Source organism: Olivibacter sitiensis DSM 17696 (genome assembly GCF_000427965.1).
Taxonomy (GTDB): Bacteria; Bacteroidota; Bacteroidia; order Sphingobacteriales; family Sphingobacteriaceae; genus Olivibacter; species Olivibacter sitiensis.
In genome coordinates, this window is sequence record NZ_ATZA01000056.1 from 1 (window position 1) to 26,595 (window position 26,595).

Sequence of the window (26,595 nt, forward strand, 5' to 3'; positions counted from 1 at the left end):
AGTGAAATTAAACCACTTTTACCATCCAGAAGAACTTATCGAAGCCCTGGGAAACTTTGTGGACAACTATAACAACAGACGTTATCACGAATCGCTGCAAAACTTAACACCTGCAGATGTCTACTGTGGACGATCTGAAAGAATTTTGGAAAAAAGACAACAGGTAAAAATCGATTCTCTGAATAAAAGAAGACAATTGTATAATCAACAAAAATTAATAAATTTATAACTCGAAAGTCTCCTTAAGGTTTCATCCTAATGTGTCTAATTTAGTTTGAAGACGTACAGACAGATGAAAGGCATATTGGCTGATTTCCAACCTGATTTTAGTTATTATGAGTACCCTGGAGGCTCGCACTGGTACAGCAACGAAAGTGTGGACTGGAAACCACTTTTCGATTATTTTCGTTGGCACTTGCGTAAAATAGATACGGCTGTGAATAATATAGACTTTATAACGGCAAATCCGGGGATTTCCGCTTCCTATTATTGGACCACGATATACCAACAGCAGCAGCCTTTGGAGTATTCTCGTGTAGTGCTGACTCGCGATCTCCTTAGTGGCATTATCGAGGGGAATACCGAAAATGTTGGGGTATTGCAGCTGGTACTGAAAGATTTTCAGATAGGTCAGTCCATACAGATTAAGGTGGACAGCTTGCAGCCGCTGACCCATATTGTCCGTTCATTGAATGAAAGTCTATTTATACAAAAAAATGAAAATGCTTGGCGGGTGATTCCGCGCCCTTCCTTACAAGAAAAAGGGCCGCATCGCAACGGAACATTTAAGGAAGCATTCAACCATCGCATGGTCTACGTATATGGCACTAAAGGCAATGCCGAAGAAAATAAGTGGGCATTGGAAAAGGCCAGGTACGATGCCGAATCTTGGTATTACCGTGGAAATGGAGCCTTTGATATCATTTCCGACGACGATTTTGAACCTTCTGTATATGCTGAAAGGAACGTTATCCTTATAGGTAATGCCAAGACAAATAGCGCTTGGAGTACCTTGCTTGCGGACTGCCCCATCACAGTAGATCCTTCTGGCGTGAGCATGGGCAACAAGCGATATGAGGGTGAAGACCTTGGTGGGTACTTTGTTTGGAAAAAGCCAGGGAGTGATATCCACAGCGTGGGCGTCATTACAGGTACGGGCGTCAATGGCATGAGGGCAGCCACAGCGAACCAATACTTTGCCGGTGCTAGTGGATTTCCCGATTACATGTTCTTTAGGCTGGGAATGTTGAAGAACGGTCCACAAGAGTTAACAGATGCCGGTTTTTATAGCAATTTGTGGGAACTTGCCCAGCCAAAATGATCAATGCCTGTCATGATGGAAATATTACCGTACATCTAAAATAATATTTAAACAAAAAGTTGATTATCATGAGATATCTGTTTTCGCTATTGATCATCATGTCACTTTTCCTGTATGCTTGTGGAAGTGGTTCTGACTCAAAAAGCAACGGAAAATCAAAGCCCAAAATAGCCATTGCAGGACTGGGCATCGAATCAAGTACCTTTTCTCCCGCCATTACAGAGGCGGCAGCATTCCATCCCAGGAGAGGGGAGGAGGTGCTAGGTTATTATCCTTTTTTCGATGAAGGTTCCGAATTGCGCGCAGCGGCCGAATGGATACCTGCACTTATTGGAAAATCTTTGCCAGGAGGTGCCGTGTCTAGGGAGGCTTATGAGTCGTTGGTAACCGAGCTGTTGGATTCACTCAAAAAAAATCTACCCTATGATGGTTTGTTTTTTGACATTCATGGAGCCATGAGCGTGGTCGGTATGGACGATGCGGAGGGCGATCTCATTACGCGCATACGTGAAGTGATAGGTACCGGCACGGTCATCTCCACCAGTATGGATCTCCATGGAAATGTCACGGAGACACTGGCCGCCTATTCCGACCTGATTACTTGCTATCGAATGGCTCCTCATGAAGATGCCATGGAATCCAAACAGAGAGCCGTAAGGAACTTGTTAGAGCGGATCCAGAGCGGCAAAGGCAAACCGGCTTATAAAGCCTCCATAGCCATACCTATCCTGCTGCCAGGCGAGCAGACAAGCACACGTATTGAGCCAGGAAAAAGCCTTTATGCCGAGGTGGGGCCCGCCGCTGATCAAGAAGGTATTGTCGATGCCGCGATATGGATGGGATACCCTTGGGCGGATGAGCCCCGCAACCATGCCCAAGTGGTGGTCGTGGGAGATGATGAGGGCAAGGTGAGGACTACGGCCGAATCCTTGGCCAGGAAATTCTGGGATGCAAGGTGCGAGTTTGATTTCGTGGCGCCCACGGCAAGCTTGGACGAGGCAATAGCGATGGCCCTGAGAAGTAAGAAGAAACCTTATGTGATCAGTGATACGGGTGATAACCCTACCGCAGGTGGCGCAGGTGATGTGACCAAGACACTGACCGATGTTCTTTCCAACCCGGCCTTTAAGTCTCCCAATGGACCGACTTTCATATATGCGTCCATTCCCGGCCCCGAACTGGTAGAGAAGGCATTGCAGGTAGGCGTTGGGCAAGCGGTAGAAGGCTATGTGGGGGCCATGGTTGATGATAGATTTGCTCCTCCGCTGAAGTTAAAAGGCACAGTGTATTTCATAAAAGAAGGAGATAGGAATGCCGAGGTGGAGGTCGTCTTGAAAATCAATAACAACTACATTATAGTGACAAAAAAACGTAAGCCTTACCATAAAGAACACGATTTTACCGATCTCGATCTGCAACCTCGAAAGGCCGATATATTGATGGTGAAAATTGGCTATCTGGAACCCGAATTGTATAACTTGAGAGGTGATTGGGTAATGGCCCTCACGGCTGGTGGTGTAGACCAAAATTTGGTTGAGCTGCCCTATAAGCGTATCCAGCGGCCGATGTTTCCGCTTGATAAGGATATGGAGGACCCCGATTTGACGGCAAAACTTGTCCCTTTGTCGCATCAATACCGACCTAATAAATAAAAGGACCCCTGTGATCTCTTTTAGATGAAAATGGATCGAGTATTTCCGACATGCTCAACGTGCATATGAAAGAAGGAATAGAAGCCGGGGATTTTCGGATTATGATAGGGAGCTCGTCCAGGGACCTGCCCTTGAAAGGTACTATTTCGGTGATAGATTGAGTAGCGCATTATTAGGCTATTACGAAAAACAGCTTATATAAAAATAAGAAAGCCTTCCCAATTTTGGGAAGGCTTTCCATTTTATAAAGTGACTTTATTAAGCTAAACTTACTTTGACTTTTTAGAGCTTTCTTCACCTTCCATTTGCTCTTTCAATTGAGCTAGGACATCAAGATCACCCAATGTAGATTTCTCTACGGAGTCTTTCACTTTCTTTACTGCATTTGAGGCAGCCTTTGCTTCTTTCTTGCGAGCATTGAATTCTTCCACTCTTGCTTCAGCTCTTTCATCTTCCCAAATTCTGGAATGCGAGATGACGATACGCTTAGCATCTTTGTTGAACTCTATGATCTTGAAGTTGGAAGTTTCGTCTACTTTAAGAGCGGTACCATCTTCCTTGATGCTGTGCTTGCTTGGGCAGAAACCTTCTACACCATAAGGCAAAGCTACAATATCACCTTTGTCGGTTACCTTCAACACAGTGCCTTCATGGATAGAGTCCAAAGTGAATACCGTTTCGAAGGTATCCCAAGGATTCTCGCCCAATTGCTTGTGGCCAAGGCTCAACTTGCGGTTTTCTTCATCCAATTCCAAAACTACTACATCCAGTTCTTCACCTACTTTGGTGAATTCATTCGGATGGTTGATTTTCTTAGACCATGAAAGGTCTGAAATATGGATCAAGCCATCGATACCCTCTTCGATTTCAACGAATACACCGAAGTTGGTCATGTTTTTCACGACAGCCTTGTGTTGGCTTCCGATAGGATAACGTTGTGCGATGTCTTTCCAGGGATCTGGAGTCAATTGTTTGATACCTAGGCTCATCTTGCGGTCATCACGGTCTAAAGTCAATACTTGAGCTTCTACCTCATCGCCTACTTTCAGGAATTCCTGTGGGCTACGCAAGTTTTGAGACCAAGACATTTCAGAAACGTGGATCAGTCCTTCTACGCCAGGGATGATTTCAAGGAAAGCACCGTAATCTGCAACGGTAACAATCTTTCCTTTAACCTTGGATCCTACTTCTAGGTTGGTATCCAATGATTCCCAAGGATGAGGTGTCAATTGTTTCAAGCCAAGAGCAATACGTTTTTTCTCATCGTCAAAATCAAGAACTACTACATTGATTTTTTCATCCAATGAAAGTACCTCTTTTGGATGCTCGATACGGCCCCATGAGATGTCAGTGATGTGTAATAGACCATCTACGCCACCCAAATCGATGAATACACCAAAATCGGTAATGTTTTTGACGGTACCTTCCAATACTTGTCCTTTTTCAAGTTTGGAGACGATTTCTGATTTTTGGTTTTCCAGATCGTCTTCAATAAGAACTTTATGGGAAACAACCACATTCTTGAACTCATGGTTGATTTTAACCACCTTGAATTCCATGGTTTTGCCCACATATATATCGTAATCGCGAATAGGCTTGATATCGATCTGTGAACCAGGAAGGAATGCTTCTACACCCTTGATATCTACGATCAGACCGCCTTTTGTACGGCTTTTTACAAAGCCAGTAATGATGGTGTCGTTTTCAAGCGCCTCGTTGATAGCTTCCCAAGATTTTTGAGTTTTTGCGCGTTTGCGTGAAAGGACCAGTTGGCCGTTTTCATCTTCGCGTTGCTCAACGAATACGTCTACCTTATCGCCCTTTTTTAGGTCGGGTAGATCGCGGAATTCAGAAAGAGATACCAAACCATCTGATTTAAAACCGATGTTAAGTACCACATCTTTGTTGTTGATGGAAACCACTGTTCCTTCAACGATTTCTCCTTTGTTTACGGAGTTGAACGTGCCAGCATATTGTTCTTCTAGCTTTGCGCGCTCTTCATCACTGTAGTTTCCGAAACCCTTATCGTCTTGGTCCCAGTCGAAATCTCCTTCTGGAGTGATCCAAGTGTTTGATTTGATTTCGCTAATAAACTTCTCGTCAGCTTCTGATTCGATGTTTTCTTTTTCCTTAACTGATTTTAAATCAGTGTCCTGCTCGGCTTGTTTAGCCTTTAGTTCTTTTTCTGCTTCTAGTTTTTTTGCCATTAATTAAATTTCTCCTTTTCCCGATTTAAATCAGGACTGCAAAGGTGGGAAAATTATTTTAAAATAATGCAATATTCCAGCGTTTTCTTTTTTGAATGCGATGATAATCATGTAGTTTGAATCAAAAATCGTTGCTTTTTTCAGCAAGTACGCTGAATCTTTGATTACATAATAGGAGAATGTCGGATCGATAGAGGGAGCTATCGCTGAATAATAATAGATACCTATTTAAATTTTTTTGAGAATTATTTTGTATTTACGAAATACTTCGTACTTTTGAAATACGAAACAATTCGTATTTTATTTATGTCGTATATCAAGCCAACAGAGAGTGAATTGGAAATCCTGCAGATATTGTGGGAAAAAGGGGCGTGCAGTGTGAGGGAAGTCAACGAGATATTGAATCAAACAAGGGAATCTGGTTATACCACCACCTTGAAGATCATGCAAATTATGCATGAAAAAGGTTTAGTCGATAGGGATAGTTCGGCCAGGACCCATATCTACCAGGCAAAAGTAAGCCAAGAGACTACTCAAAAGCATATGTTGGATAAAATGATCGACAATGTATTCAACGGATCTGCGGCGAGGCTGGTGATGCAGGCATTGGGAAACAAAAAGGCAAGTGCAGCGGAGATAGAAGAAATAAAGAAATATCTGGACAACTTAGAAAATTAATGTTATGGAACATGCAAGTTCACTTCTGTTAAAAGGTTTGGGGTGGGGTATAGTACACTCCCTATGGGTGGGAGCCGTCGCTTATGTATTATTGCTATTGTGTTTCCACTTTATCAAAAAGATAAGTGCACGTATTAAATCAATCGTGCTATTCACCAGCTTAATGATTCTATTGGCTTCTTTTGTGGGTGTCCTTTGCTATCATTTCTTTTCTGGACAAAGAATACCAGCTGATCAAAGCAAAGCTATGGATTTGATGCTGTTGCCCCCATTCAACCAAGAAAGTGCAGTGCCCATCGCAGCATATATCGAACATTATTTCCCTACGATGATCACCTGTTATGCTATTGGGGTACTCTTTCAGTTGATATGGGTACTGAATGGGTTTCGGAGGTTGAATTTTATCCGCAAGCATGGTCTATTGGCCGTACCAGATAATTGGAGGTCGGTGTTTGAACGATTGAGGTCGCAAATGGGCATTAAAAAGACGGTAAAGTTTGAGCTCTCCAGCTATATCGATGTACCTTCGGTCATTGGGCACTTCAAGCCAGTCGTTTTATTTCCCATAGCGCTATTGTCCCATTTGAGCATCGATCAGGTTGAGGCCGTGCTGATTCACGAACTGGCACATATCAAACGCAGGGATTATTTGTTCAATGTTCTTAAGACCATTGTGGAAACGCTTCTGTTTTTTAATCCATTTGTATGGCTTATGAGCAGGATGTTGGAGATAGAACGCGAAAACGCCTGCGATGATGTGGTCATAGCCCATACATCCAAACCCATTCATTATGCCAAAACCCTGTTACAATTGGAGGAGCTGCAACTAAAACCAAAGCAAAGCCTGGCCATGCAAGCCATCGGTAAGAAAAAACATTTGTTGAATAGAATACAAAGAATAACCAGTATGAAAAAGAACTATTTAAACACCAAGCACAAATTGGCCATCCTTAGCCTCTTGTTAGGGTGCATCGTCTCATTGGCATGGATTAAACCCGTGGAATCTACACAAGAGGAGGAGCAAATGAGAGAAGAAATAGAAAAAATGTATGCTGATAGCGGTTATGCCAAGGCTATCGACACTAAGTGGGAGGAGGACACCATACGAAAGAAAAATAATATTACTTATATAGGTAAGGATGGATCCAAATTGACCTTTGATAGCTATGAGGATCTGCCAGACAGTTTGAAAAGGAACTTTGATGCAATCCGTACACAGACCGACTCCTTAAAAGCCTACTTTTCCTCACCCGAGTGGAAAACACAGATTAAGAAACTTGAATGGGAGAGCAAGCATTTGGCCGATTCGTTGCAGCGCCATTTTGAATCGCCCGAGTGGAAAGCACAGATTAAGAAACTTGAATGGGAGAGCAAGCATTTAGCCGATTCGTTGCAACGCCATTTTGAATCGCCAGAGTGGAAAGCACAGATTAAGAAACTTGAATGGGGGAGCAAGCATTTGGCCGATTCGTTGCAGCGCCATTTTGAATCGCCCGAGTGGAAAGCTCAGATTAAAAAACTTGAATGGGAGAGCAAACATTTGGCCGATTCGTTGCAACGCCATTTTGAATCGCCCGAATGGCGCAATAAACTGATGGGCGAAGTTGACTCTATTACGGCTTATTTCAAATCGGAGGATTGGAAAAACCAAATGAAAGGATTGAGCGACTCCATCAAAAAACATTTCAATTCAGCGGAATGGAAAAACCAAATGAAACAATGGGAAAAAGCGGCAAAGGGTATCGATACTTTACGTTTGTCCACCATGACCATTTTTGGGAAAAAGCATCAAATCAACCAATTGTTGGAACATAGTAAGGCCATGAAGCAATATCAAGCACAATACCAAAAGGAATTAACTAAGTTGCAGCAGCAATATGCGAATGTGGATCAGAAAAAGGCACAAGAGTACTTACGTTTAAAAAAACTATACCAAGATCAATATACGGATAATGTGAAGGAATTGCAGATTTTTTTTGGTGAACAGAAAAAAAGATACAATTAGAAACCTCATCTGTATAAGACCAGTCAACAAATCACTAATATTTTCACCGTTAGTCATAACTGTTAGCATAGTGGCAAATTAAAGTTTCGGTGGTAGAGTTTATGGAGTCTAGAGGCGTCTCTAAAAGACTCATTCCGATTTAAGTTAAGGGCGGGGGCCAACTAGCGGAGGAGACAATAAAACTACATTCTGTCTTGAGCATATATCGCATTTGTAAATGAGGTTGTGTATCTTTGTAGCCAATATGCAAGATATGAATGCCATCAACGAGGGGTCGAGGAAAGAGGTGATGACCTATCTGGAGCCTTTTATGCTCAACGAAATGAGCGAGTATTTGAAGCCTGTGGAAGAGATGTGGCAACCGGCAGATTTTCTGCCAGATGCCGCAAGGGATAGCTTTTTTCAAGAGGTGAAGGACTTGCAGGGAAGTGCCAGGGAGCTTCCTTATGATCTGGTAGCGGTACTTATTGGCGATACGCTTACGGAAGAAGCCTTGCCTACATACGAATCTTGGCTGACCATGGTGGAAGATGTGGAAAAGAACGAGCAGGGTGGATGGATGAGATGGGTACGTGCATGGACGGCAGAGGAGAATAGGCATGGCGATTTGTTGAACAAATATTTGTACCTGTCCGGAAGGGTGAACATGCGTGAGTTTGAATATTCTACGCAATACCTTATTAAGGATGGTTTCGATATAGGTACTGGACGAGACCCTTACCGCAATTTCGTATATACATCCTTTCAGGAACTAGCTACCAATGTTTCCCATAGGCGAGTAGCTAGTTTGGCGAAGAAGTCTGGTGACAGACTTTTGTCAAAGATGTGTGGCGTTATCGCTTCCGATGAAGCAAGGCACGCCAAAGCCTATATGTCTTTTATTACACATGCGGTCAAGGTAGATGCCAGTGAGGTGCTTATTGCCTTTGAAGATATGATGCGCAAGAAGATCGTGATGCCCGCTCAATTTCTCCGTGAATCGGGAGAGCCGCAGGGAGAGGCATTTTCCCATTTTTCGGATGCTGCCCAAAGGCTTGGCGTATATACCGCACTGGACTACGTGGATATCCTGAAAGATTTACTTAAGGAATGGCAAGTTGATTCACTCAAAGATCTAAATGATGCAGGGGAGAAGGCGAGAGATTACTTAATGAGACTTCCAGATAGGCTCTTACGTATAGCAGAGAGAATGAAGATGCCAGAGAAAACACATAATTTTAAGTGGATTTACAGCTAGTCCCGATACCGTAAAAGTCAATTTTCAAACAAAATATATCAACGATATAACTCTGTCATCAATATCCATACTTGAATGTACAAATATTGCTGCGACAACTACGATAAATAAACAATCCCCTTATATGTTATTCTGTTTTGGGCAACTATGAATAACTGCCCTGTATTGTTTCTACACCTGACCGTTTCGTCTAGACTATTTTCAGGCAAACCGAACGAAGCAAGAAACACGTCGATCCGCACATTGATTGCCATATGGAGCCCAAGCGATGTGGATAAAGATTCTTTTGCGAAATTCCGTTTCAAGGGGGGAGCACACCCCGGTATGCCTAGAGCCCTAGCTACCGTGGGTTTAGTTCAATAAAGGTTTTCATACCGATTTTTTTTTCTAATTGCCGCTATTGTATTCTAAGATTTGTTTTTACTTTTGCTGCAATTTATAATTAATCTAAATATCTTTTTACCTTTGCGACTGTAATACGGATATTGATTTAAATGGGATGATACGGTTGATTAGATCGTGTCATTAAAGAAAAATTATTTTTATAGTATATGAAAACCTTATTTATTGCAGCTTTTACGGCGCTGGCGTTTTCGGCGCAGGCGCAGGAGAACATCCTGTTGGATCAAAAATTTTGGCAAGGAAAACCAGGTGTAGCTGCCCTGCAAGCCGAAGTGGCAAAAGGCGCCAGCCCTAGCCAGCTAAACCCCATGAGCTTTGATGCCGTGGTGATGGCGATTAACAACGAGGCTCCCGTAGAGTCGATTAAATATTTGTTGGCCCAGCCCGGCAATGACGTAAACAAGCTAACCCATGATGGTAGAAACTACCTGCACTGGGCAGCAAGCAAGGGCAATGTGGAAGTGATGGAATACCTATTGAGCAAGGGCGCCAAGGTAGACAAGGAGGACAGCCATGGTTATACCCCGTTGAACTTTGCTGCCAATAGCGGACAGCAAAACACCAATGTTTATGAACTTTGCTTGGCCCATGGTGCCGATCTCAAGAAAGATCTGACCCCTGATGGCGCAAATGCGCTGTTGCTGGCCGTGGGACAAGACAACAATTTTACCGTAACCACCTATTTCCTGTCAAAAGGCCTGGACCTGAAAGCCACCGATGCCAGGGGCAATACGGCATTCAACTATGCGGCCAAGAGCGGCAACATCGATATCCTGAAGGGACTGCTCCAGCGAGGTGTAGCCTTCAACGACAATGCGATGATCATGGCCAGTCAAGGTACCAGACGGACAGTCAATACACTGGAGGTATATCAATACCTGGAGAGCCTGAAGATAAAGCCTACCGCAACGGGCAATGACGGAGAAAATGTCCTGCACTATATTGTGGGCAAGCCCAACCAGGGAGAAATTATCACTTATTTTCTCTCCAAGGGAGTAGATATCAACCAGGCCGACAATGAAGGCAACACGCCCTTTATGAGGGCCTGTGCGGCAGGTGGTAACACGGCCGTATTGGAGCTCCTGATGCCGAAACTGAAAGACATCAATCAAACCAACAAAAAGGGAGTCTCTGCATTGGCCATGGCCGTACAGGGCAATTCACCGGAAGTGGTGGCTTATCTTTTGAAAAATGGGGCAGACGTACAGGTCACCGATGCAGAGGGCAACAACCTGGCATATTACCTCGTACAGTCATACAGGGAAGGTGGCCGGCCAGGTCCCGGAGGACCTAGAGCTCAACAGGCAAGCGGTGGACGGCAACAGGACGATTTTGGCGTGAAGCTTCAGCTACTCGCGGAGAAAGGGCTTGATGTGGCCCTGCCGCAAAAAAATGGCAATACCCTGTACCATCTAGCGGTTGTAAAAAACGATCTTGGCCTCTTGAAGCGAATCGAAAAATTGAACATAGATGTCAACAGCAAGAACAAGGAAGGGTTGACGGCCTTGCACCGCGCCGCCATGGTTTCCCATGACGATAAGGTCATCAAGTACCTGCTCTCCATCGGGGCAAAGAAAGACATATTGACCGGTTTTGACGAGAGCGCCTATGACTTGGCAGGCGAAAACGAATCTTTTTCGAAAAACAACATATCCTTAGATTTTCTTAAATAACCACTATGCACCGTCTTCATAAATTATCCGTTCTATTGCTTTTTCTTGCCTTGCTGGGGGCAAAGGACGTATTCTCGCAATCTGCTACCACAAAATACAAATGCATGGTACAGATGACCAATTACATGGGCGAAGGTGCCTATATCGTCATTTCCGTGATAGATAGCAAGGGCGCCTATGTCAAGACGCTCTATGTGCTGGGCTCGGATAAGAAATGGTACCCCGACGTCAAGGAATGGTATAAGGCCTATTCCAAAAAGCCGGCCAATATCAGTGCCATAACGGGCGCATCGGTTACGGGTGGCGACCGTAGCGTTAATGTGATAGAGATCGAAAACGCCATGATCAATGCGGGCTACAAGTTGCGTTTTGAGACTGCAGTGGAAGATAAGGAATACTATGTGAAAGACCTGGAAATTCCGCTCACGGGCGAAACCCTTAAGGCGCGGAACGAGGGTACCGGCTATATCCGTTACGTTCGGTTTAGCGCCAATTAGTCCCGACGTTTCCTATAGTACTTTCGATATGGAGATACAGCCACTTAATTTTGGCCGTATCTCCTTTTCTTTTCCTTACGTTTACATCCCTTACAGGCATTATCCTAACTGTTCGGCCACTAATCGAGAAAAATCATAGTGCTACCGAGTTAATGGCGTTGACAAAATAAATCGCGATAAGCTTTTTCAAGCGATAGACCTCGATATACGCATCAGCGCCTCCTTGGGGGTATGCCCGTAAAATGACTTGAATGTTTTGATAAAGTGGGAGACGCTACGGTAGCCCAGTTCCGTTGCCATGGCATTGACCGAATAGTTATCGAACAGCATTTTTTGTGCCTTGTCCATTCTCAACTGAATGATAAAAGCGTAGATTGTGATTCCAAAGGCATTTTTGAAGTCGTGCATAAGCTTTTTTTCATTCAATAGAAATAAGCGAGCGAGTTTTTTGATGGTAGGCGGATTGTGGAAATTCATGATGAGATAAGCTTTCACGTTTTCAAGTGTTTTGTACAAATGGGGGTTGCTTGCCAATAACCTGTTGGACAGCACCTGCTGTTCATGGATCAGGAAAAATAGTTCGCGGAGTTTCAATTCCACATAATAGCGCTTGTCTGTGATGATATGGTCGACATCAAGGATATCACGGAGAAGTCTTAGTATAGGCAGATTGATGGGGTAGGTCTCGTCTACATTCATCGCGGCGTCATTGTTCGCGACATGCTGTACAAAGTCATCGTTCGCGCTCCACTGCTCTTGGCCTACCAGGTTTATAAAGAAGTCCTTAGACAAAAGGATAGCAAAATACCTTACCGAGTTGTTCCCGCGCATCTCCACATCCCATAGGGAACCATTCAGGAAATTTCTGCGCATCACGCCAATATCCAGGTCGAAAGAACGATCCCCGTCAGATTCGCTCACATGTGACCGTCCGTTTACGAAAAAGGTATGCTTGATATGCTCGCCGTGAACATAAAAGTAATCCGTTACCTTCTTGGCTATCTCCAGAGAAGTTTCTATGATGCAAAGTCCGGAAGTGAACAACACGCGGCTGTTTATATCGACATGATTTCCGCCATTGTCTATCAGTATTTCCTGTTCTATAGAGTCATCAACTCTGTACTCGTCCGATAGCTTCAGATCACAAATCACCTTCGATACTTCTATCAGTTTGGATTGAATATGCATAATCCTTTCTTCTTTGTTTTTACCGCGCTATCGCCGCCCCGAATGAATAGCCTAGCCGACAGCCACAAATTTATTTGAAATAATTCTAAATAACAATGGCGGAAACATTTTCCGGTACAAATAAATGCGCTGTGACGGCCAGCACGGCTTGTGCCGGCCTGCAGGATTATTTAGTGTCCCTCCACAGCGTCGGTGGCTAGGCTATAATGGTGTCTGGCAAGACGCACGAAATGAGCGAAAGCGCAGTTTACTAAAGGTAAATGAGTATTTCGCGAGTGAGTGCAACGCAGCTAGGCGACATTATAGACAGACACTATTTAGATTAAATCGATATAGTCTTATTAACCGCTATTTTTTTTCCCATTTACCGTCATTGAGAAACCGAAAGGTCAGTTAGTTTTGCACAGTTATTTAAAACAGGTCTAAATAGTGGAGGCAAAAGGCATTCAGAAACTGCTGCCGTCAATTTTGGACTGGATAGATGACATTATCATTTAACCATTAACGTCATTACGTGAAAAGAATTTTATATTTTATTTCTATTTGTTGTTTATGCACAGTTGCCGCTCATGCGCAACAAAAAATGGCTACCATCTCCGGACAAGTGAAGGACGATAGGGGCGAGCCCATAGCCGATGTGGCCGTTTATCTGGAAAAGACCTCCTACAAAACCGAAACCGGGGCCGATGGAAAGTATACGCTGACTGTTCCGGCGGGAAATTATACCCTCGTGTGCACGGCATTGGGATATGAAAAGCGTAGCAGCCATATCCAGTTGAAAGACAATCAACAAACCGTGAAGAACTTCTCGCTGGAAAAGGACGACCAGACCAATCTGGCGGAAGTGGAGGTCACGGGCAAGTCGGCCATTGCCGACGTGCGAGAGACGCCATACAATGTCGTAGCCTTGGACGCCAAGTCGCAGTACAACTCGACGTTGAATCTGGGCAATTTGCTAGATAGGGCGTCGGGGGTCAAAGTACGTGAATCGGGCGGTGTGGGCTCGGATATGAACATTACTTTGAACGGCTTCACCGGTCGCAACATACGCATATTCATAGACGGGGTGCCCATGCAGGGCATGGGGTCCGCTTTCCAGTTGAACAACATACCCGTCAATATAGCCGAACGCATAGAGGTGTACAAGGGCGTGGTGCCCATCGAGTTTGGTGCGGATGCCCTTGGTGGGGTCATCAATATTGTCACGAACCGCACCTCGAATACCACGCTGGATGCATCCTATTCCTACGGCTCTTTCAATACGCACCGAAGTAACCTGAGTCTCAACCATACCTTCAAGTCGGGCGTCTCTTTGCAGGTCAATGCCTTCCAGAACTACTCTGATAATGATTATAAGGTGAAGACGCGGTACAGGATATTCAGCACCATCGATCCGGAAGACGCCGAACCAGGAAGTGGTTGGCAGAATGGGTCTGTCTGGTCTGCGGATTCCGGCTGGTTCCGCCGTTTCCACGACACCTACCGCAACGAGACCATCATGGCCCGTGTGGGCATCGTAGGCAAGAGCTGGGCCGATCGGCTCATGCTGGCCCTGACGCTAGGGCAGGTACACCAGGACGTGCAGCACGGCTCCGATATGCGCTATGTGTACGGTGAGCGTACGGCCTGGTCCAAATCCGTTCTGCCCTCCTTCGTCTACGATAAGCGCAACCTGATCGTGGACGGACTGAGCATACGTGTCACTGGCAACTATAACTATGAAAGGGCCGGTACCGTGGATACATCTATATACAGGTACAGCTGGACGGGTGAGCGTATGGCCCTTACAGACCTCAGGGGGCAGACTAACTCCTATGGAGAAGCCAGTTTTGGCCTTACGGAGTTTGACAACAGGAACGCTTCGGCCACCGCCAATATAGGTTACCGTATCAACAAGGATCATTCCATTGCCTTCAACAACGTGGTGAGCAGCTTCACCCGCGAACCAGATCTAGTCACTATCGCCGAAACACGTTCCCCTGATCTGCCTACCGCGGCGGACAGTATGGTACGACGTAGCACCTCCAATGTGATGGGGTTGGAATATCGGTATACTTACCAAAGGAAATGGAATACCAACGTATTCGTAAAGCATTATCTCAACAGCGTGGCAGGGCCAAATGAAATGACGGACCCCGCGAATAGCAGCCAGACGATTACTTACCGCCACACCCAGAATGCCAGCAAGGTCGGTTACGGCATAGCTTCTACCTATTTCTTCCGGGATTTCCAACTTAAGGCATCTGCAGAGAGAGCTTACCGCCTGCCCAACGATCGGGAACTTTTTGGGGACGAGATCCTCGATGAGGGGAATGCAACCCTGCGCCCGGAAAATTCCGACAACTTCAACCTGGGCTTTACGCTCAACAAGGAACTGAACAGCAATTATGTGCTATATATAGACTGGTCGGGATACTACCGCAACACACGCGATTTCATACAGACAGTACTCGGCATACAGGGCGACCAACTGAACGGCAATGCGGTGTATCGTCGCCAAAACCACGGCCGTGTGACGCGGTTGGGAACCGACGTGGAGACCCGTGTGTATTACAAGAATCTCGTAGCCCTAGGCGGTACGCTCACCTATACGAACATTCGGGACAAGACAGTATATTCGGATGCCACCGAAAACACGTTGAATCCCAACTATGGCTACCGCATGCCCAACCTCCCTTACTTCTTCTATACGGTAGATGCATCCTACTACTTCCATGACCTGTTCGAGAAAGGGAACACATTGAACCTCAACTATGCTTTCAACTTTGTGGAGGAGATGTACCTCAATTCCTATTCCTTGGGATCGGCCGATACTAGAGCGTCCATTCCCAAACAGCGCTACAGTGACTTCACCGCGACTTATATTATGCAAAACGGCAAGTACAATATCAGTTTAGAGGCGCGCAATCTGGAAAATGCCTTTCTGTACGACAACTTTAGCCTGCAGAAGCCCGGACGCCGCTTTGCCATTGCACTTAGGTACTTTTTTGTTAAACGATAACTTTAAAAGTTGTTTTATCCATTTAAATTATATACGAACATGAAAAATCAATTTATCAAAAAATCATGGATCCTGGCCCTTGCCATCTTTGCGGCAACAGGCTGTAGCGATGACGATAATCCTGCCCCCGAGGTTACCCTCGAGGGACAGATCCTCGTAGCGGGGGTGAGCGGCGAGGCTACCTACCTACTGTCCACGTCCCTGGAAACAATTGAAAACCCCGATGCCGTCCTTACTAACGTAAACAACGGGCTGGAGTACAACAACACCTTTACGTTTTGGATTCCCAATGCATACGAAGGTATCGTAGCGCTCAAGTACGGACAGGGTAACGCACACGTAGGGCAGCGCTTCACGATCAACTCGAGCGGAGCCCCGGCATTGATCGGGGCGGAGTTTGAGCTGCAAAACGGCATGATCACCGCCGGCTTGGTAGGTGATTACGTGTACACCTTGATGAGTGGTAATAGGGCTACCTACGATCAAACAAAAGCTACCATGAACAGGGTTCCGATGTCGGACGGTACGCCCCAGTTTCAATTATTTCCCGTGAATGAGTTTGCTGGCTATGAAGGCATGAACGCCGCTCTAATAGGCATAGCAGATGCCGGAGATGGCAATTCCTTTTACACAAGCCTGAACTTCTGGGAAGATGCCACCGTAAATGATGCCATAGTTGCCAAGATCAATACCAATACCCTGGCGACCGAAGCTGTCTATACCGACTCCCGACTGGGCATATCCGGCGGTTTCATGCAATCTGCACGTTTTTCTCATGTAGGACCGGCTGGCAATGGTGACGTGTACGTATTCTCCAGCAACAACAACGGGACCAAAAAAGCTGGTGCACTAGTGATCCGTAGCGGTGCCAACGGTTTTGACCAAAGCTACTACTGGGACATAGAAAGTGTTGCCGGTTACCGCATCCGCAAGATATTCCATGTCAAGGACAATAAGTTTTTGTTGGAATTCTATAATACAGCGTATGCAGCAGGTGAAGCAACAGAAACAAGCGGCACCTTTATCTCCGGGCATTATGCAATTGCAGACATGAGCACAAAGAGCCTGACCTGGATAAGCGGACTTCCCGACAAAGAGATTATTCGTCCGGGCAACAATGGCCTTAGCGATCCTTATCTCTTTGATAACAAGTTGTACATAGGTATATCCAGCACGGAGGAAAACAGATTCTACACCGTGGATTATAACACCGGCGCAGCTATAAAAGGAGCACGCTTTGATGGTGTGACTTCTATACGTGCAATCACCTTTGTGGAGAGGAATTAAAAACAACTTTGAAAACTGATGTGGATGAATTGAAGCCTCTATCGGTACAGTTGACACTCAAATTTGGTATCAAAAAAACAATGAAAATCCATAAACCTTTATTAAAAGCAGCGGGCCTATGGCTCGCTGCTATCTTTGTCTTGCAGCAAGGCACATTCGCACAGGAACTGATAACCATCACGCATTCTGGTGGGGAAACGAAGGTGGCCAAGAACCCCAAAAGGGTAGTGGTGTTCGATATGGGCAGCCTGGAGACCTACCACGAGCTGGGCATCCCCGTGGTGGGCGGACCGGAAAAAGTGCCGGATTACCTAGCGGGCTTCAAAGAACGAAATCCGGAATATCAAGGTACAGGATCTGTAGCCAGGGCCGACCTGGCCATCGTGGAACAGCTGAAGCCCGACCTGATCATCATAGGCGGCAGGCTCCGTTCGGTTTATGATTCGCTTAGTGCCATAGCACCTACGGTGCTTTTCGGGACGGATGCCAACGACTACTGGCCCAGTTTTGAAAAGAATGTACGTACCATAGCCTCCTTGCATGGCAAGGAGCAGTTGGCCGAGGAAAAACTGGCCGCCCTGCGCAAAAAAGTGGAGCTGGTGCAGGCAAAAAGCAAGGACGACCAGGGCAAGGCCCTCTTCGTGCTGCACGTGAACGAGCGTTTTAATCCCAATGGGCCCAAGTCGCGCTTCGGCTTTGGCTATGACGTACTGGGCCTGAAAGCCGCCTATACACCAGATCCATCAACGGCCGACGCCGGAGGACCACGTGGCGGCGGAGGCACTGGAGCCGGTACGCCAGGGCAGCAAAGACCCGAAAGGCCGCAGGGACCTACGTTGGCCCAGATAGACCCGGACTACCTCTTCATCATAGACCGTGCCACGGGCATCCAGGGCACCATGCCTGCATTGGGCGATCTGCTCACCGATGATGTCAAAGCCACCAAGGCCTATAAGAACGGCAAGGTATTCTTGCTACCTGGCAATATCTGGTACCTCTCGGGCGGGGGGCTGGTATCGGTAGATAGTAAGATCACCGACATTGGCGAGAAGTTGTACAGAATTAAATTTTGAGTTTGTATGTTTGTGGTAGCGACATTGCACACATAACGAAAGTATTCTCGCTATTCGACATGTTCCGAAGGGCATGTCGAATAACAGATAAAAAGAGGTTTTTGACCTCAAATTGCGGATTGCAAATCTGCTTTATCCGTATGTTCGAGATGTTAGCAAAGCGCATCTCGAACAGCTTGATACCTATCCGAAGAGGGCGTGGATTAGGAGAGCCTGTACTCGGGGAGGAGGTGAAATCATTACCTTTGTAACAGGATATTTTCGTACCTTTATGATCAAAAACTTGTAGCGCTATGACAACGATAACGATAAGCAAACGGACAAAAGCGGGAAAACTGCTGATTGAAATGGCAAAACTGCTTTCCGAAAAAAGCGACGGTATAGTTATTACAGAAAGCGAAAAAGAGTTAAAAAGTCCTTACAATCCTGAATTTGTGAAAAAGATTAAAGAGTCGGCTGCGAATGACAAGCGCTACGAGGTGAACGATATCGATGAATTATGGGAAAGTTTGTAGTCTTAATTAATACAAAAGGCCAAAGACGACATGGCAAAGCATAAAAAATCAGGGCTCTATGACGGATAGTGTGGGCAGAGCCATGGTGGGGGCGTTGGAAAGGCGGCGCATGCAGGGCGGCCTTGAGCAATTGGCGTTAAGAATGCAGATGGCTGACGAATCCATTGGTTGAATGCAAGCCTTTGGCCACTATCAGATATATAAGTGCCAAAGGCTTAGCGTTCAACTGGTATTGGCCATCGGCATTTAGCCAGTTGGTCACAGCCGCAAAAGCAGTTTTATTCGCTTTTGTCTGTTGTGTGCCGTGCATGGTACTTAACTAGGTGGTGAAAGTCCACTATGGGGGTTTGTAATCGCCAACCATTAGCTGAAGACAAGGGTGTCCGTTGCGATGCGGAATCTGAAGGAAGTTGGAGGCAAAGTCCCGCCCCGAGGAACACGAATCATATCAGGCATAACCGTTGGGACGAGACTACAACACAAGTCAAAGTCCAAAGATTACACGGACAGCGGTATGTAAATATGGCGGGGACATGGAATGAAAGTGAAGTACCTTACCACGGGAGGTCTCACGAAGTATCGAAGGACTGAACCTTGCAGTTAGACAGTAAATGAATGTTACCGAAACGACTGGTCAGATGCTCGTATTGGAGGCTCCTTGCCACAAGAATAGGACGGAATCCGAAAGATAGGTAAGAGTGATTGCGTCATTAGGATAACTGAAAACAACGTCAAACACATCGTTCCGATATAAAAGTAGGGAACCGCCGTGTACCGAACGGTACGCACGATGGTGTGAGAGGACAGATAGGGAATTAATCCCTATCTTCCTACTCGATTTCAATGGCGCTAATGAGCTCATCCCGAAAGCATTCGGGATTCGGTTTTGTTTACTTTTTTTCTGCTTTGGCAAAAAAAGTAAAAGCCGGTAGCGGCTCGAGCGACCGAAAAGGCCATGAACTCCAACTTGAGCTACCCATGCAAAGCGTCATAGAACTGTTTTTTTTGATACCAAGCGGTTTAGGCAGAGTAAAACAAATTGGGCTTGAATCTTTTTGCTAGCAGTCCCGTAGCTTTGCTTGTATCGATATCAACTACTAGTACGCCAATTTCACCATATTTTTGAGTTGCTACACACGAGCCATCTGGTGCGATCACGGCAGAAGCTGCTTCTTGGTATTTAGAAGCATAGTTGACACTTGCAAAATAGATGGTGTTTTCCAAAGCGCGCATCATCATCGCTTTTTCATAATATGGATGCTCTTTTGCACCAAATTCCGTAGGTACAGCACCTTCTGTATCGCTACCGACAAAATGCGGATGGAAAACAATCTGCGCTCCATTTCGTGCAGACCATCTTACGGATTCGGGGTACCGAAAACCTTCATGACATATCGTAATTCCAAATTTGACTTTGTTGATTTCGAATATTTCGCGCTGATGTCCAGCAGACCACAGCGTATCCTCCGTAGGGTCGAGCTGATTCTTGGTTTGATAACCTAACATATCGCCCTCGTTCGATATAACATGTGCCAGGTTATATATTTCTTCTCCAAGATACCAATCCATAGGGAGAATGATAGCGATTGCATATTTCCTTGCAATGATAGAAGCCTTCTGCAAAGCTGATTCAAGAGAAGATTTTGAACGGTCTGCTATCGGGTAGCCCATTCCGGGATAACCTGGTAGGAGAGATTCGGGAAAACAGACAATTTCAGCATGTTGCGCAGCTGCCTCTGCGCTTAGTGTCTCTAACCAGTAGAGGCCTTCCTCAATGGATGTCGGAAAGGGGGGAGAGGCAAGTGCTATTTTCATGGGATATATCTAAATTGAAACTATATTTTACAGCCGATTGTTCAAGCGTAAAGTTATAAATTTTGTGATAAATCTGACAAGCGCGTAATTCAAATTGTCGCATACAAGTATTTGCATACTAGTCGTCATTCTAGCGCTGTTTATTGGGACTATATAGGTAGCACGCTTACTATATCCCCCTTTGGAGGGGGGAGGGGGAGGTTGATTGTTGCACTTTCCTCCCCCTTCCAACACACATTTCCCATGCGCCCCCCTCGAAGAGGGGGATATGCCAGCGCCACCTTTCTAACGGTCATAGATAGCTTCGTATTCGTATACACATCACCGTGTAACCGTGGGTAGCATCACCAAGTGCGACAATTTGAAATGCACCCCCTTGCGATCAATATCTCACCTTTCTTGTTTAATCCAAACCCATTGCTTACCTTTATTTTGCTATTAATACAATTATAAACAATGCATAGGGTCGCTTCCGTTAGGAAGATACCTCAATCCTGTCATGTCTTATATCGTTTTGTAATGCATTTTTAAAGCAATACAGGCGGCTTTCTCCTTGCAGGAATTTTTATCTTAACTCGTGATGAAGTCGCTTCGGATATTTTTCTTGCTTGCGTTTTGGAGTGTGTATTGCTGTAGAGCACAGGAGCAAATAATTGGCCCACCGGCATCACTTATTACGCAGATTGATTTTTTTACCATAACTGGCGGGGTGATTATCGTACATGCGCGGATTGGAGACTATCCAGATACTTTAAATTTTGTGTTAGATACTGGAAGCGGAGGTATTTCACTCGATTCTTCTTTAGTAAGGCAACTTGGACTGAAGCCAGAGAAATCCAACATCCGGGTACGTGGTGTAGGAGGTATCCGAACCGCGGAATTTATCAGGAATATGGCACTCCATTTTCCCGAACTCACAGTAGACAGCTTGGATTTTCACATCAATGACTATCATTTTTTATCCATGGTATATGGTCTTAAAATTGATGGTGTCATCGGTTTTTCCTTCTTCAATCGTTTCATCATTCGTATAGACTATGATACAGATTTGATAGACGTTTATAGCCAGGGACCTTTTAAATACCCCCGTGGGGGAACCATGTTGAGACCATTTTTGAACAAATTGCCCACCCACCATATTTTGCTGAAAGAACAACACACCATGTTTCCAAGGGTATTGCACGACGTGGGGGCTGGTGTGTGCCTTATGCTGTCGAAAGAATTTGTAGAAGACAGTGTGGTATTTAAACAACATAAGAAATTTAGAAAAAAAGAAGGCCACGGCCTGGGAGGAAAGATCGACATGGATATCACTACCGTAAAAGAGGTAAAGATAGGTCCGTACCGATTTAAACACGTACCTACATTGGTGTTTGACGATGAATATGACGTCACTTCTTACCCTTACTTGGGAGGGCTGATTGGGAATGACATCCTAAGGCGTTTCAACGTTATTTATGACTATGCGAATAAACAAATCTATCTGAAACCGAATAGTCATTTCAAGGATAAGTTTGACTATGCCTATTCGGGATTGGACTTACTGTATATAAATGGAGAAACGCATATTGGTGATGTTGCCAAGGGGTCGGTTGCCGAAAAGGTCGGCTTATTGGAAGGAGACATCATCATTGGGATTGATGGTCGTATAAATGCCTCTTTTCAAGAGTTTAAAAAGTTGCTGCAGACACCAAAACGTAAATTAGATGTCATTGTAAGCCGCAATGGCGAACTGTTTGTGGTGAAGCTTAAAGTTGAGAGTATAAAATAATAAGCTACTAAGCATATAGTAAGCAATCAGCTATCGGATGCAAATCAATTTTCAATAGCTGATTGCCAATGGTTATTTTACCACTAATTCCTGCACTTTATCATAGGTCTCATAGCTTGAAGTAACCACTTTGTCGCCAGGTTCTAGGCCGCTAATCACTTCGTAGTAGTCGGGGTTTTGACGTCCCAGTTGCACATCGACACGATAGGCTATTTTTCCGTCTTTGTCCAGTTTGAATACCCAGTTGCCACCGGTTTGTTGATAGAATCCACCTTTGGCTAACAAGATGGCCTTTGTTTCATCGCTCAGCGCCAGTCGGATTTGTAAGGTTTGTCCTTTCCGTATGCCTTTGGGAATATCACCCATAAATTCCATATCTACTTGGAAACGACCGTTAGTCACCTGAGTATAAACTTTTTTTATTTTCAGCCGATATGTTTTGCCAGCTAAGGTAAATTCCCCTTCTAGGTCTGGATATATGCGGCTGATATAATGTTCGTCGATGTCTGCACGCACTTTAAACCCGCTTAGAATATCCAACTGACCTATGTTATCGCCCGGGTTTTTCTTTTGACCTATTTCCGCATCAAATGACGTCAGCTGGCCATCTACTGGTGAGCGTACCACAAGATCGCCTACTTTGCGACGCATTAGTTCCAGCGAGGCATTTGTGCTTGTATACGTTCGCTTGCTCTGTTCCATATTGCGACTCCTTATAATGGAATCTTGTGCGACGTTTTGTTTGGTCAATTCATAGAGTTGCTTCTGATAATTGAATTCGTTTAAGGCTTTTTGGTATTCTTGTTTGCCAATGGCCTTTTCATCATAAAGTTTCTTGTTCAAATCGTAAATGCGCTTTGCCTCTAAAAGACCGTTATTGGCTGTGGCTAAAGCATTTTGGTTACTTATGGACGCCTGTTGGGCTTGTGTTTCGGATATCTGCGCCTGCGTAAGTAGGTTGAGCACCTGCGTTTCTTGATTGACGAGACTCAGTTCCAGATCGGTATTGGATAGGCGCATGATCGGATCGCCCTCTTTCAAAATAGCACCATCTTCCACGAATTTCTCTTCCACACGACCGCCTTCCGATGCGTCCAAATAAATGGTAGTGATGGGAAGTACCATGCCGTTCACAGGTATAAATTCGCGAAAGGAATCTTCTTTGACTTCGGAAATGGTGATGCGTTCGGAATCTACGTTCAACTTACTGTTTCCCGAGGTAAAATAATAACTGGCAAATATGAGGGCAACAAGGGCAGCGATACCCGCTACCGTTGCGATGCGCTTACTGTTCCACTTTTTCTTTGGTATTACTCTGTCCATTTTTTAGCTGTTGGCTTTTTATATGATGCCTATCTATATTCAAGCTTGTGCCAAAAGTGAAACTGGTTTGTAAATCAGTTTATTATGGTTTTTGTGCCCGGCTCATCTGTCCGATAGCGAACACTTTTTGTTCGGTTTTGGACTATTTACAAGCATAGACAGGACTCTGTTGAATGCTCATCCCTGTAAAAGTACGTAAAGAATGGCCATTAGGATTAAAAATCCAATAATCGCAAAAACAATCTTTGCGATGCTGTATGGCCTTTCGCCAATTACCTCTCCCGTACTGGCGTTGATGGCTATTTGGTATAGCTTTCCCTTGAATTTAAAGGAACTGATCCATATGGGGAACAGGTTGTATTTTAGTTTGATATTGGAATATTGGTTTTCATGATGATTTATAAGTTGTTCGTCGCCACCAATGTCCCTACGAACGGCGCCTATTATGGTGCTTTCCATTTTTACCTTGGCCAATTCCAAGCCCTGTCGGGCATCTATGCTATAAGTCTCCGATCGAAAACCACTCATATAGCGTTCATCGAATACCTGCAGCTTTGCAAGCTGCCAAGGCTCCAGTCTATCGGCTACCTTTCGGGAAAGGCTGTGGCTTGCCAATACCAAGACGTCTTTGAAGGTGCATGATACCTGTCCGTACACCGAATGCCACCTCGTGCGCCTCACCTGTCTACTTCTAGTCACTCTTTGCCCGTTTTCAACCGTAGTATAGCGTTCCGTCACCCAATAATAAGTCCCTCTTTGACCCTGGTATGTTGTTTTTGTCTTGGTGTCGTAGGCCCAATGGGGTAGGTACATGCCCTTGAAATGGTCGCGGTGTATCTGTTTCACGTTTTTGATGAGCGCATTTGGTGCAAACCATAGATTGCCCAGCCATTGTCGAAAACGTTTTTCGGCTTCTAGGTCATTGAGTAAAAAGGGGAGTATGTAATGTGGTTTTAGGATGCGCTCATTATGGGCCATGGATAATATGAGTGGAGAATCGCAGAAGGCACAGGTATCGGAAGTAATTCCCGCAGGCAAGGTCGTATTTGCACCGCAGTTTTTGCATTGTACTACGAATGCCTCCATGCCGTCTTTTGGGGGAATGGCAGTGCTTTCTACAAATTCATCAAAATCCAGTGATCGAACATCCTCCTTTTGTGAACGCTCAATCTCATTGCTCGTGCCACAATAATTACACTTTAGATATGAAGTCCCTGGTTCATAATATAAAACGGCGCCGCAATTGATGCATTGGAGCGACAAATTGATGTCGGCATTTTTCTCTTCCAAGGGTATAAATCAATTATGGTCAAAGAAACATATCAAAAACGGATCAATCTCCTATATTCAATTTCCAGGAAGAGGAGGAGGCGTTTGGCTGAAAAGCGCTTTTAGCTCATCCACGCTATCGGCTCTTGCCCAATTGGGCATACCTGCAGACCATACGAGCGTATCCCTAAGAACTTGATTGGAAGCTATCCTATTTTTGATTTCTTCCAATGGGAATGGCCCTGTTTGCTGTCCATCGATGGCTATATGATAGGTGTTTACTGTTGGAATAGGAGGTGGAGTACTGCTTGCCTGGGTAGCTGAATTGCCTTGTACGGTGTTGTTTTGGAAGATACCCCCCATCTGCGAGCCTATCGATGCGCCAAAGCCTGCTCCAAGACCAGCGCCCATAATGCCTCCAGAAGCTTGGTTTTCGGCGCTTTTTTCCATGGCATTGGCTGCCTGAAATTGCGCATAGGCACCCAGGTTTCCCACGATACCCATGCTACTTCTTTTGTCGAGTGCCGCCTCCACTTCCGATGGCAGGGAAATGTTTTCTATAAGGAATTTTGTGAGTTCCAAGCCCAATTCACTAAACTCGGATTTGATTTTATCGGTGATGAATACGGAGAACTCATCGTAATTTGCAGCTAGGTCGAGTACGGGAATCTTGGACTCGGCTATGGCATCCATTCCCCTGCTGACGGCCAGGTTGCGCAGCTGCTCATTGATGTCTTCCACGGTGAAGGTGGGGTTTGTTGCCGCAATGGTCTTGACGAACAAGCCAGCATCCTGTACCCGAAAGGCGTAATTGCCAAACGCCCGCAACCGTACTGGTCCAAATTCATTATCGCGCAGCATGATCGGATTTTTGGTGCCCCATTTTTGATTGACAAACTGCCGAGTGCTCACGAAGAAAACGTCCGCTTTGAAAGGACTGTTGAACCCGTATTTCCATCCCCTAAGCGTAGAAAGGATGGGCATGTTTTGCGTGGTCAGGGTATACATGCCGGGAGCAAAGACATCGGCCACCGTTCCCTCGTTCATGAAAACAGCCATCTGCGATTCCCTTACGGTCAACTTCGCATTCATTTTTATCTCATTCTGATATCTCGGGAACTTCCAGACTATGGTGTCTTTTGATTCATCCACCCATTCAATGATATCTATAAATTCATTGCGTAGCTTATTAAAAATACCCATCATATGCGGCTTTTATTAGATATTTATATACTTCTTCGAAGATAATAGTTCAACCATTTTTTATTAAATGTAAAAACGTGTAAAACCAAGTTAAAGGTAGTTAAAGATTCGTCAAATATCAAAATAACTACAGTAATTTATGCCGATAAATGCTAGTAAATATTAGCCATTATAAAAGTATTATGTGTTATTTTTTTAATTAATTCAAGTTGCTAGTTATATAATCTTGTTCAATGTAAAAGCGAAGATGAACAGGGATATTTTAAGAATCCATCCCCTAAATGTTACGGCATGGATTTTTCTAAGAAACAGCCCCTTTATCTCACTGATGGTCGTCTCCACCCTTTTTCTCATATACTCTTTTATGAATGCCGCGCTTGCACTGTCCTTCCTTTTGCTGTTTGCCTTTCGGTGCACTTTAAGGGCAATCTGATCGTTCTCCAGCAGATCGTCCTCTATTTGGTAGTTGGTATAGGCT

20 protein-coding genes and 2 pseudogenes are annotated in these 26,595 nt (G+C 45.0%); 14 read left to right on the forward strand and 8 right to left on the reverse strand.

Annotated elements, in window-relative coordinates; translation table 11 throughout:
• The 3 genes and pseudogenes from A37S_RS27840 to A37S_RS0120040 form a co-directional block, all read left to right on the forward strand.
• Positions 1 to 229, forward strand: a pseudogene (locus A37S_RS27840) (IS3 family transposase); the annotation flags it as partial.
• A gap of 63 nt (positions 230 to 292) precedes the next feature.
• Positions 293 to 1,321: a hypothetical protein gene (locus tag A37S_RS25470; protein WP_051293342.1), complete on the forward strand. Its 1,029-nt coding sequence runs from the start codon at positions 293 to 295 to the stop codon at positions 1,319 to 1,321.
• Positions 1,322 to 1,389: 68 nt separating this feature from the next.
• A complete protein-coding gene (locus tag A37S_RS0120040; protein ID WP_036603442.1) occupies positions 1,390 to 2,973 on the forward strand; it encodes a M81 family metallopeptidase in 1,584 nt (527 codons plus the stop codon).
• 269 nt (positions 2,974 to 3,242) lie between these two features.
• Here A37S_RS0120040 and rpsA read toward each other — a convergent pair whose 3' ends face one another.
• Positions 3,243 to 5,180, reverse strand: coding sequence for a 30S ribosomal protein S1 (gene rpsA, locus A37S_RS0120050; RefSeq protein WP_028298525.1), 1,938 nt, complete (start codon positions 5,178 to 5,180; stop codon positions 3,243 to 3,245).
• 306 nt (positions 5,181 to 5,486) lie between these two features.
• Here rpsA and A37S_RS0120055 point away from each other — a divergent pair, with 306 nt between their 5' ends.
• From A37S_RS0120055 to A37S_RS0120075, 6 genes are all read left to right on the forward strand, one after another.
• Positions 5,487 to 5,858, forward strand: coding sequence for a BlaI/MecI/CopY family transcriptional regulator (locus tag A37S_RS0120055; RefSeq protein WP_028298526.1), 372 nt, complete (start codon positions 5,487 to 5,489; stop codon positions 5,856 to 5,858).
• A gap of 4 nt (positions 5,859 to 5,862) precedes the next feature.
• A complete protein-coding gene (locus tag A37S_RS0120060) occupies positions 5,863 to 7,863 on the forward strand; it encodes a M56 family metallopeptidase (RefSeq protein WP_084163990.1) in 2,001 nt (666 codons plus the stop codon).
• Positions 7,864 to 8,080: 217 nt separating this feature from the next.
• Positions 8,081 to 9,100: an acyl-ACP desaturase gene (locus tag A37S_RS0120065; RefSeq protein WP_425414413.1), complete on the forward strand. Its 1,020-nt coding sequence runs from the start codon at positions 8,081 to 8,083 to the stop codon at positions 9,098 to 9,100.
• A 147-nt stretch (positions 9,101 to 9,247) separates the two neighbouring features.
• On the forward strand, positions 9,248 to 9,463 hold the full coding sequence (locus A37S_RS27265; protein WP_157278908.1) for a hypothetical protein: 216 nt from the start codon (positions 9,248 to 9,250) through the stop codon (positions 9,461 to 9,463).
• Between the two features lie 188 nt (positions 9,464 to 9,651).
• A complete protein-coding gene (locus A37S_RS0120070; RefSeq protein WP_028298529.1) occupies positions 9,652 to 11,175 on the forward strand; it encodes an ankyrin repeat domain-containing protein in 1,524 nt (507 codons plus the stop codon).
• Between the two features lie 5 nt (positions 11,176 to 11,180).
• Positions 11,181 to 11,672 (forward strand): DUF2271 domain-containing protein, encoded by a 492-nt coding sequence (locus A37S_RS0120075; RefSeq protein WP_028298530.1) that lies wholly within the window; start codon positions 11,181 to 11,183, stop codon positions 11,670 to 11,672.
• 186 nt (positions 11,673 to 11,858) lie between these two features.
• On the opposite strand, the gene A37S_RS26445 is transcribed toward A37S_RS0120075, so the two are convergent.
• Positions 11,859 to 12,860 (reverse strand): helix-turn-helix transcriptional regulator, encoded by a 1,002-nt coding sequence (locus tag A37S_RS26445; RefSeq protein WP_028298531.1) that lies wholly within the window; start codon positions 12,858 to 12,860, stop codon positions 11,859 to 11,861.
• 583 nt (positions 12,861 to 13,443) lie between these two features.
• Here A37S_RS26445 and A37S_RS0120085 point away from each other — a divergent pair.
• From A37S_RS0120085 to A37S_RS0120105, 4 genes are all read left to right on the forward strand, one after another.
• Entirely contained in the window at positions 13,444 to 15,861 is a 2,418-nt protein-coding gene (locus A37S_RS0120085) for a TonB-dependent receptor (protein ID WP_051293343.1), read from the forward strand.
• Between the two features lie 39 nt (positions 15,862 to 15,900).
• Positions 15,901 to 17,148 carry a DUF4374 domain-containing protein gene (locus A37S_RS0120090; protein ID WP_028298533.1) on the forward strand — a complete coding sequence of 416 codons (1,248 nt, stop codon included), beginning with the start codon at positions 15,901 to 15,903 and terminating at the stop codon, positions 17,146 to 17,148.
• Between the two features lie 80 nt (positions 17,149 to 17,228).
• A complete protein-coding gene (locus A37S_RS0120095; RefSeq protein WP_157278911.1) occupies positions 17,229 to 18,221 on the forward strand; it encodes a siderophore ABC transporter substrate-binding protein in 993 nt (330 codons plus the stop codon).
• Between the two features lie 293 nt (positions 18,222 to 18,514).
• Entirely contained in the window at positions 18,515 to 18,736 is a 222-nt protein-coding gene (locus tag A37S_RS0120105) for a DUF2683 family protein (protein ID WP_028298536.1), read from the forward strand.
• A gap of 634 nt (positions 18,737 to 19,370) precedes the next feature.
• On the opposite strand, the gene A37S_RS27270 is transcribed toward A37S_RS0120105, so the two are convergent.
• Together A37S_RS27270 and A37S_RS0120115 are read right to left on the reverse strand one after the other, a co-directional pair.
• The gene (locus tag A37S_RS27270) at positions 19,371 to 19,598 is read right to left on the reverse strand and encodes a hypothetical protein (RefSeq protein ID WP_157278914.1); all 228 of its coding nucleotides are present in this window, start codon (positions 19,596 to 19,598) and stop codon (positions 19,371 to 19,373) included.
• Between the two features lie 158 nt (positions 19,599 to 19,756).
• On the reverse strand, positions 19,757 to 20,551 hold the full coding sequence (locus tag A37S_RS0120115) for a carbon-nitrogen hydrolase family protein (protein ID WP_028298537.1): 795 nt from the start codon (positions 20,549 to 20,551) through the stop codon (positions 19,757 to 19,759).
• 622 nt (positions 20,552 to 21,173) lie between these two features.
• Between A37S_RS0120115 and A37S_RS0120120 the strand changes: the two genes are divergently transcribed.
• Entirely contained in the window at positions 21,174 to 22,322 is a 1,149-nt protein-coding gene (locus A37S_RS0120120; protein WP_245586435.1) for an aspartyl protease family protein, read from the forward strand.
• 72 nt (positions 22,323 to 22,394) lie between these two features.
• On the opposite strand, the gene A37S_RS0120125 is transcribed toward A37S_RS0120120, so the two are convergent.
• The 4 genes and pseudogenes from A37S_RS0120125 to A37S_RS27590 form a co-directional block, all read right to left on the reverse strand.
• Positions 22,395 to 23,645: an efflux RND transporter periplasmic adaptor subunit gene (locus A37S_RS0120125; RefSeq protein WP_028298539.1), complete on the reverse strand. Its 1,251-nt coding sequence runs from the start codon at positions 23,643 to 23,645 to the stop codon at positions 22,395 to 22,397.
• Between the two features lie 177 nt (positions 23,646 to 23,822).
• A complete protein-coding gene (locus tag A37S_RS0120130; protein ID WP_051293344.1) occupies positions 23,823 to 24,935 on the reverse strand; it encodes a TFIIB-type zinc ribbon-containing protein in 1,113 nt (370 codons plus the stop codon).
• Positions 24,936 to 24,992: 57 nt separating this feature from the next.
• Entirely contained in the window at positions 24,993 to 26,120 is a 1,128-nt protein-coding gene (locus tag A37S_RS0120135; RefSeq protein ID WP_245586436.1) for an SPFH domain-containing protein, read from the reverse strand.
• A gap of 213 nt (positions 26,121 to 26,333) precedes the next feature.
• Positions 26,334 to 26,595 (reverse strand): annotated as a pseudogene (locus tag A37S_RS27590) (IS982 family transposase); the annotation flags it as partial.

Bases quoted from the DNA above. Each gene is read 5' to 3' on its own strand.
- A37S_RS25470 (WP_051293342.1), top strand. From the start codon at position 293: ATGAAAGGCATATTGGCTGATTTCCAACCTGATTTTAGTTATTATGAG.
- A37S_RS0120075 (WP_028298530.1), top strand. From the start codon at position 11,181: ATGCACCGTCTTCATAAATTATCCGTTCTATTGCTTTTTCTTGCCTTG.
- A37S_RS0120105 (WP_028298536.1), top strand. From the start codon at position 18,515: ATGACAACGATAACGATAAGCAAACGGACAAAAGCGGGAAAACTGCTG.
- A37S_RS0120060 (WP_084163990.1), top strand. From the start codon at position 5,863: ATGGAACATGCAAGTTCACTTCTGTTAAAAGGTTTGGGGTGGGGTATA.
- A37S_RS26445 (WP_028298531.1), bottom strand. From the start codon at position 12,860: ATGCATATTCAATCCAAACTGATAGAAGTATCGAAGGTGATTTGTGAT.
- A37S_RS0120115 (WP_028298537.1), bottom strand. From the start codon at position 20,551: ATGAAAATAGCACTTGCCTCTCCCCCCTTTCCGACATCCATTGAGGAA.
- A37S_RS0120095 (WP_157278911.1), top strand. From the start codon at position 17,229: ATGAAAATCCATAAACCTTTATTAAAAGCAGCGGGCCTATGGCTCGCT.
- A37S_RS0120065 (WP_425414413.1), top strand. From the start codon at position 8,081: ATGAGGTTGTGTATCTTTGTAGCCAATATGCAAGATATGAATGCCATC.
- A37S_RS0120040 (WP_036603442.1), top strand. From the start codon at position 1,390: ATGAGATATCTGTTTTCGCTATTGATCATCATGTCACTTTTCCTGTAT.
- rpsA (WP_028298525.1), bottom strand. From the start codon at position 5,180: ATGGCAAAAAAACTAGAAGCAGAAAAAGAACTAAAGGCTAAACAAGCC.
- A37S_RS0120085 (WP_051293343.1), top strand. From the start codon at position 13,444: ATGGCTACCATCTCCGGACAAGTGAAGGACGATAGGGGCGAGCCCATA.
- A37S_RS0120125 (WP_028298539.1), bottom strand. From the start codon at position 23,645: ATGGACAGAGTAATACCAAAGAAAAAGTGGAACAGTAAGCGCATCGCA.
- A37S_RS0120135 (WP_245586436.1), bottom strand. From the start codon at position 26,120: ATGATGGGTATTTTTAATAAGCTACGCAATGAATTTATAGATATCATT.
- A37S_RS27270 (WP_157278914.1), bottom strand. From the start codon at position 19,598: ATGAGCTCATTAGCGCCATTGAAATCGAGTAGGAAGATAGGGATTAAT.
- A37S_RS0120090 (WP_028298533.1), top strand. From the start codon at position 15,901: ATGAAAAATCAATTTATCAAAAAATCATGGATCCTGGCCCTTGCCATC.
- A37S_RS0120070 (WP_028298529.1), top strand. From the start codon at position 9,652: ATGAAAACCTTATTTATTGCAGCTTTTACGGCGCTGGCGTTTTCGGCG.
- A37S_RS27265 (WP_157278908.1), top strand. From the start codon at position 9,248: ATGAATAACTGCCCTGTATTGTTTCTACACCTGACCGTTTCGTCTAGA.
- A37S_RS0120055 (WP_028298526.1), top strand. From the start codon at position 5,487: ATGTCGTATATCAAGCCAACAGAGAGTGAATTGGAAATCCTGCAGATA.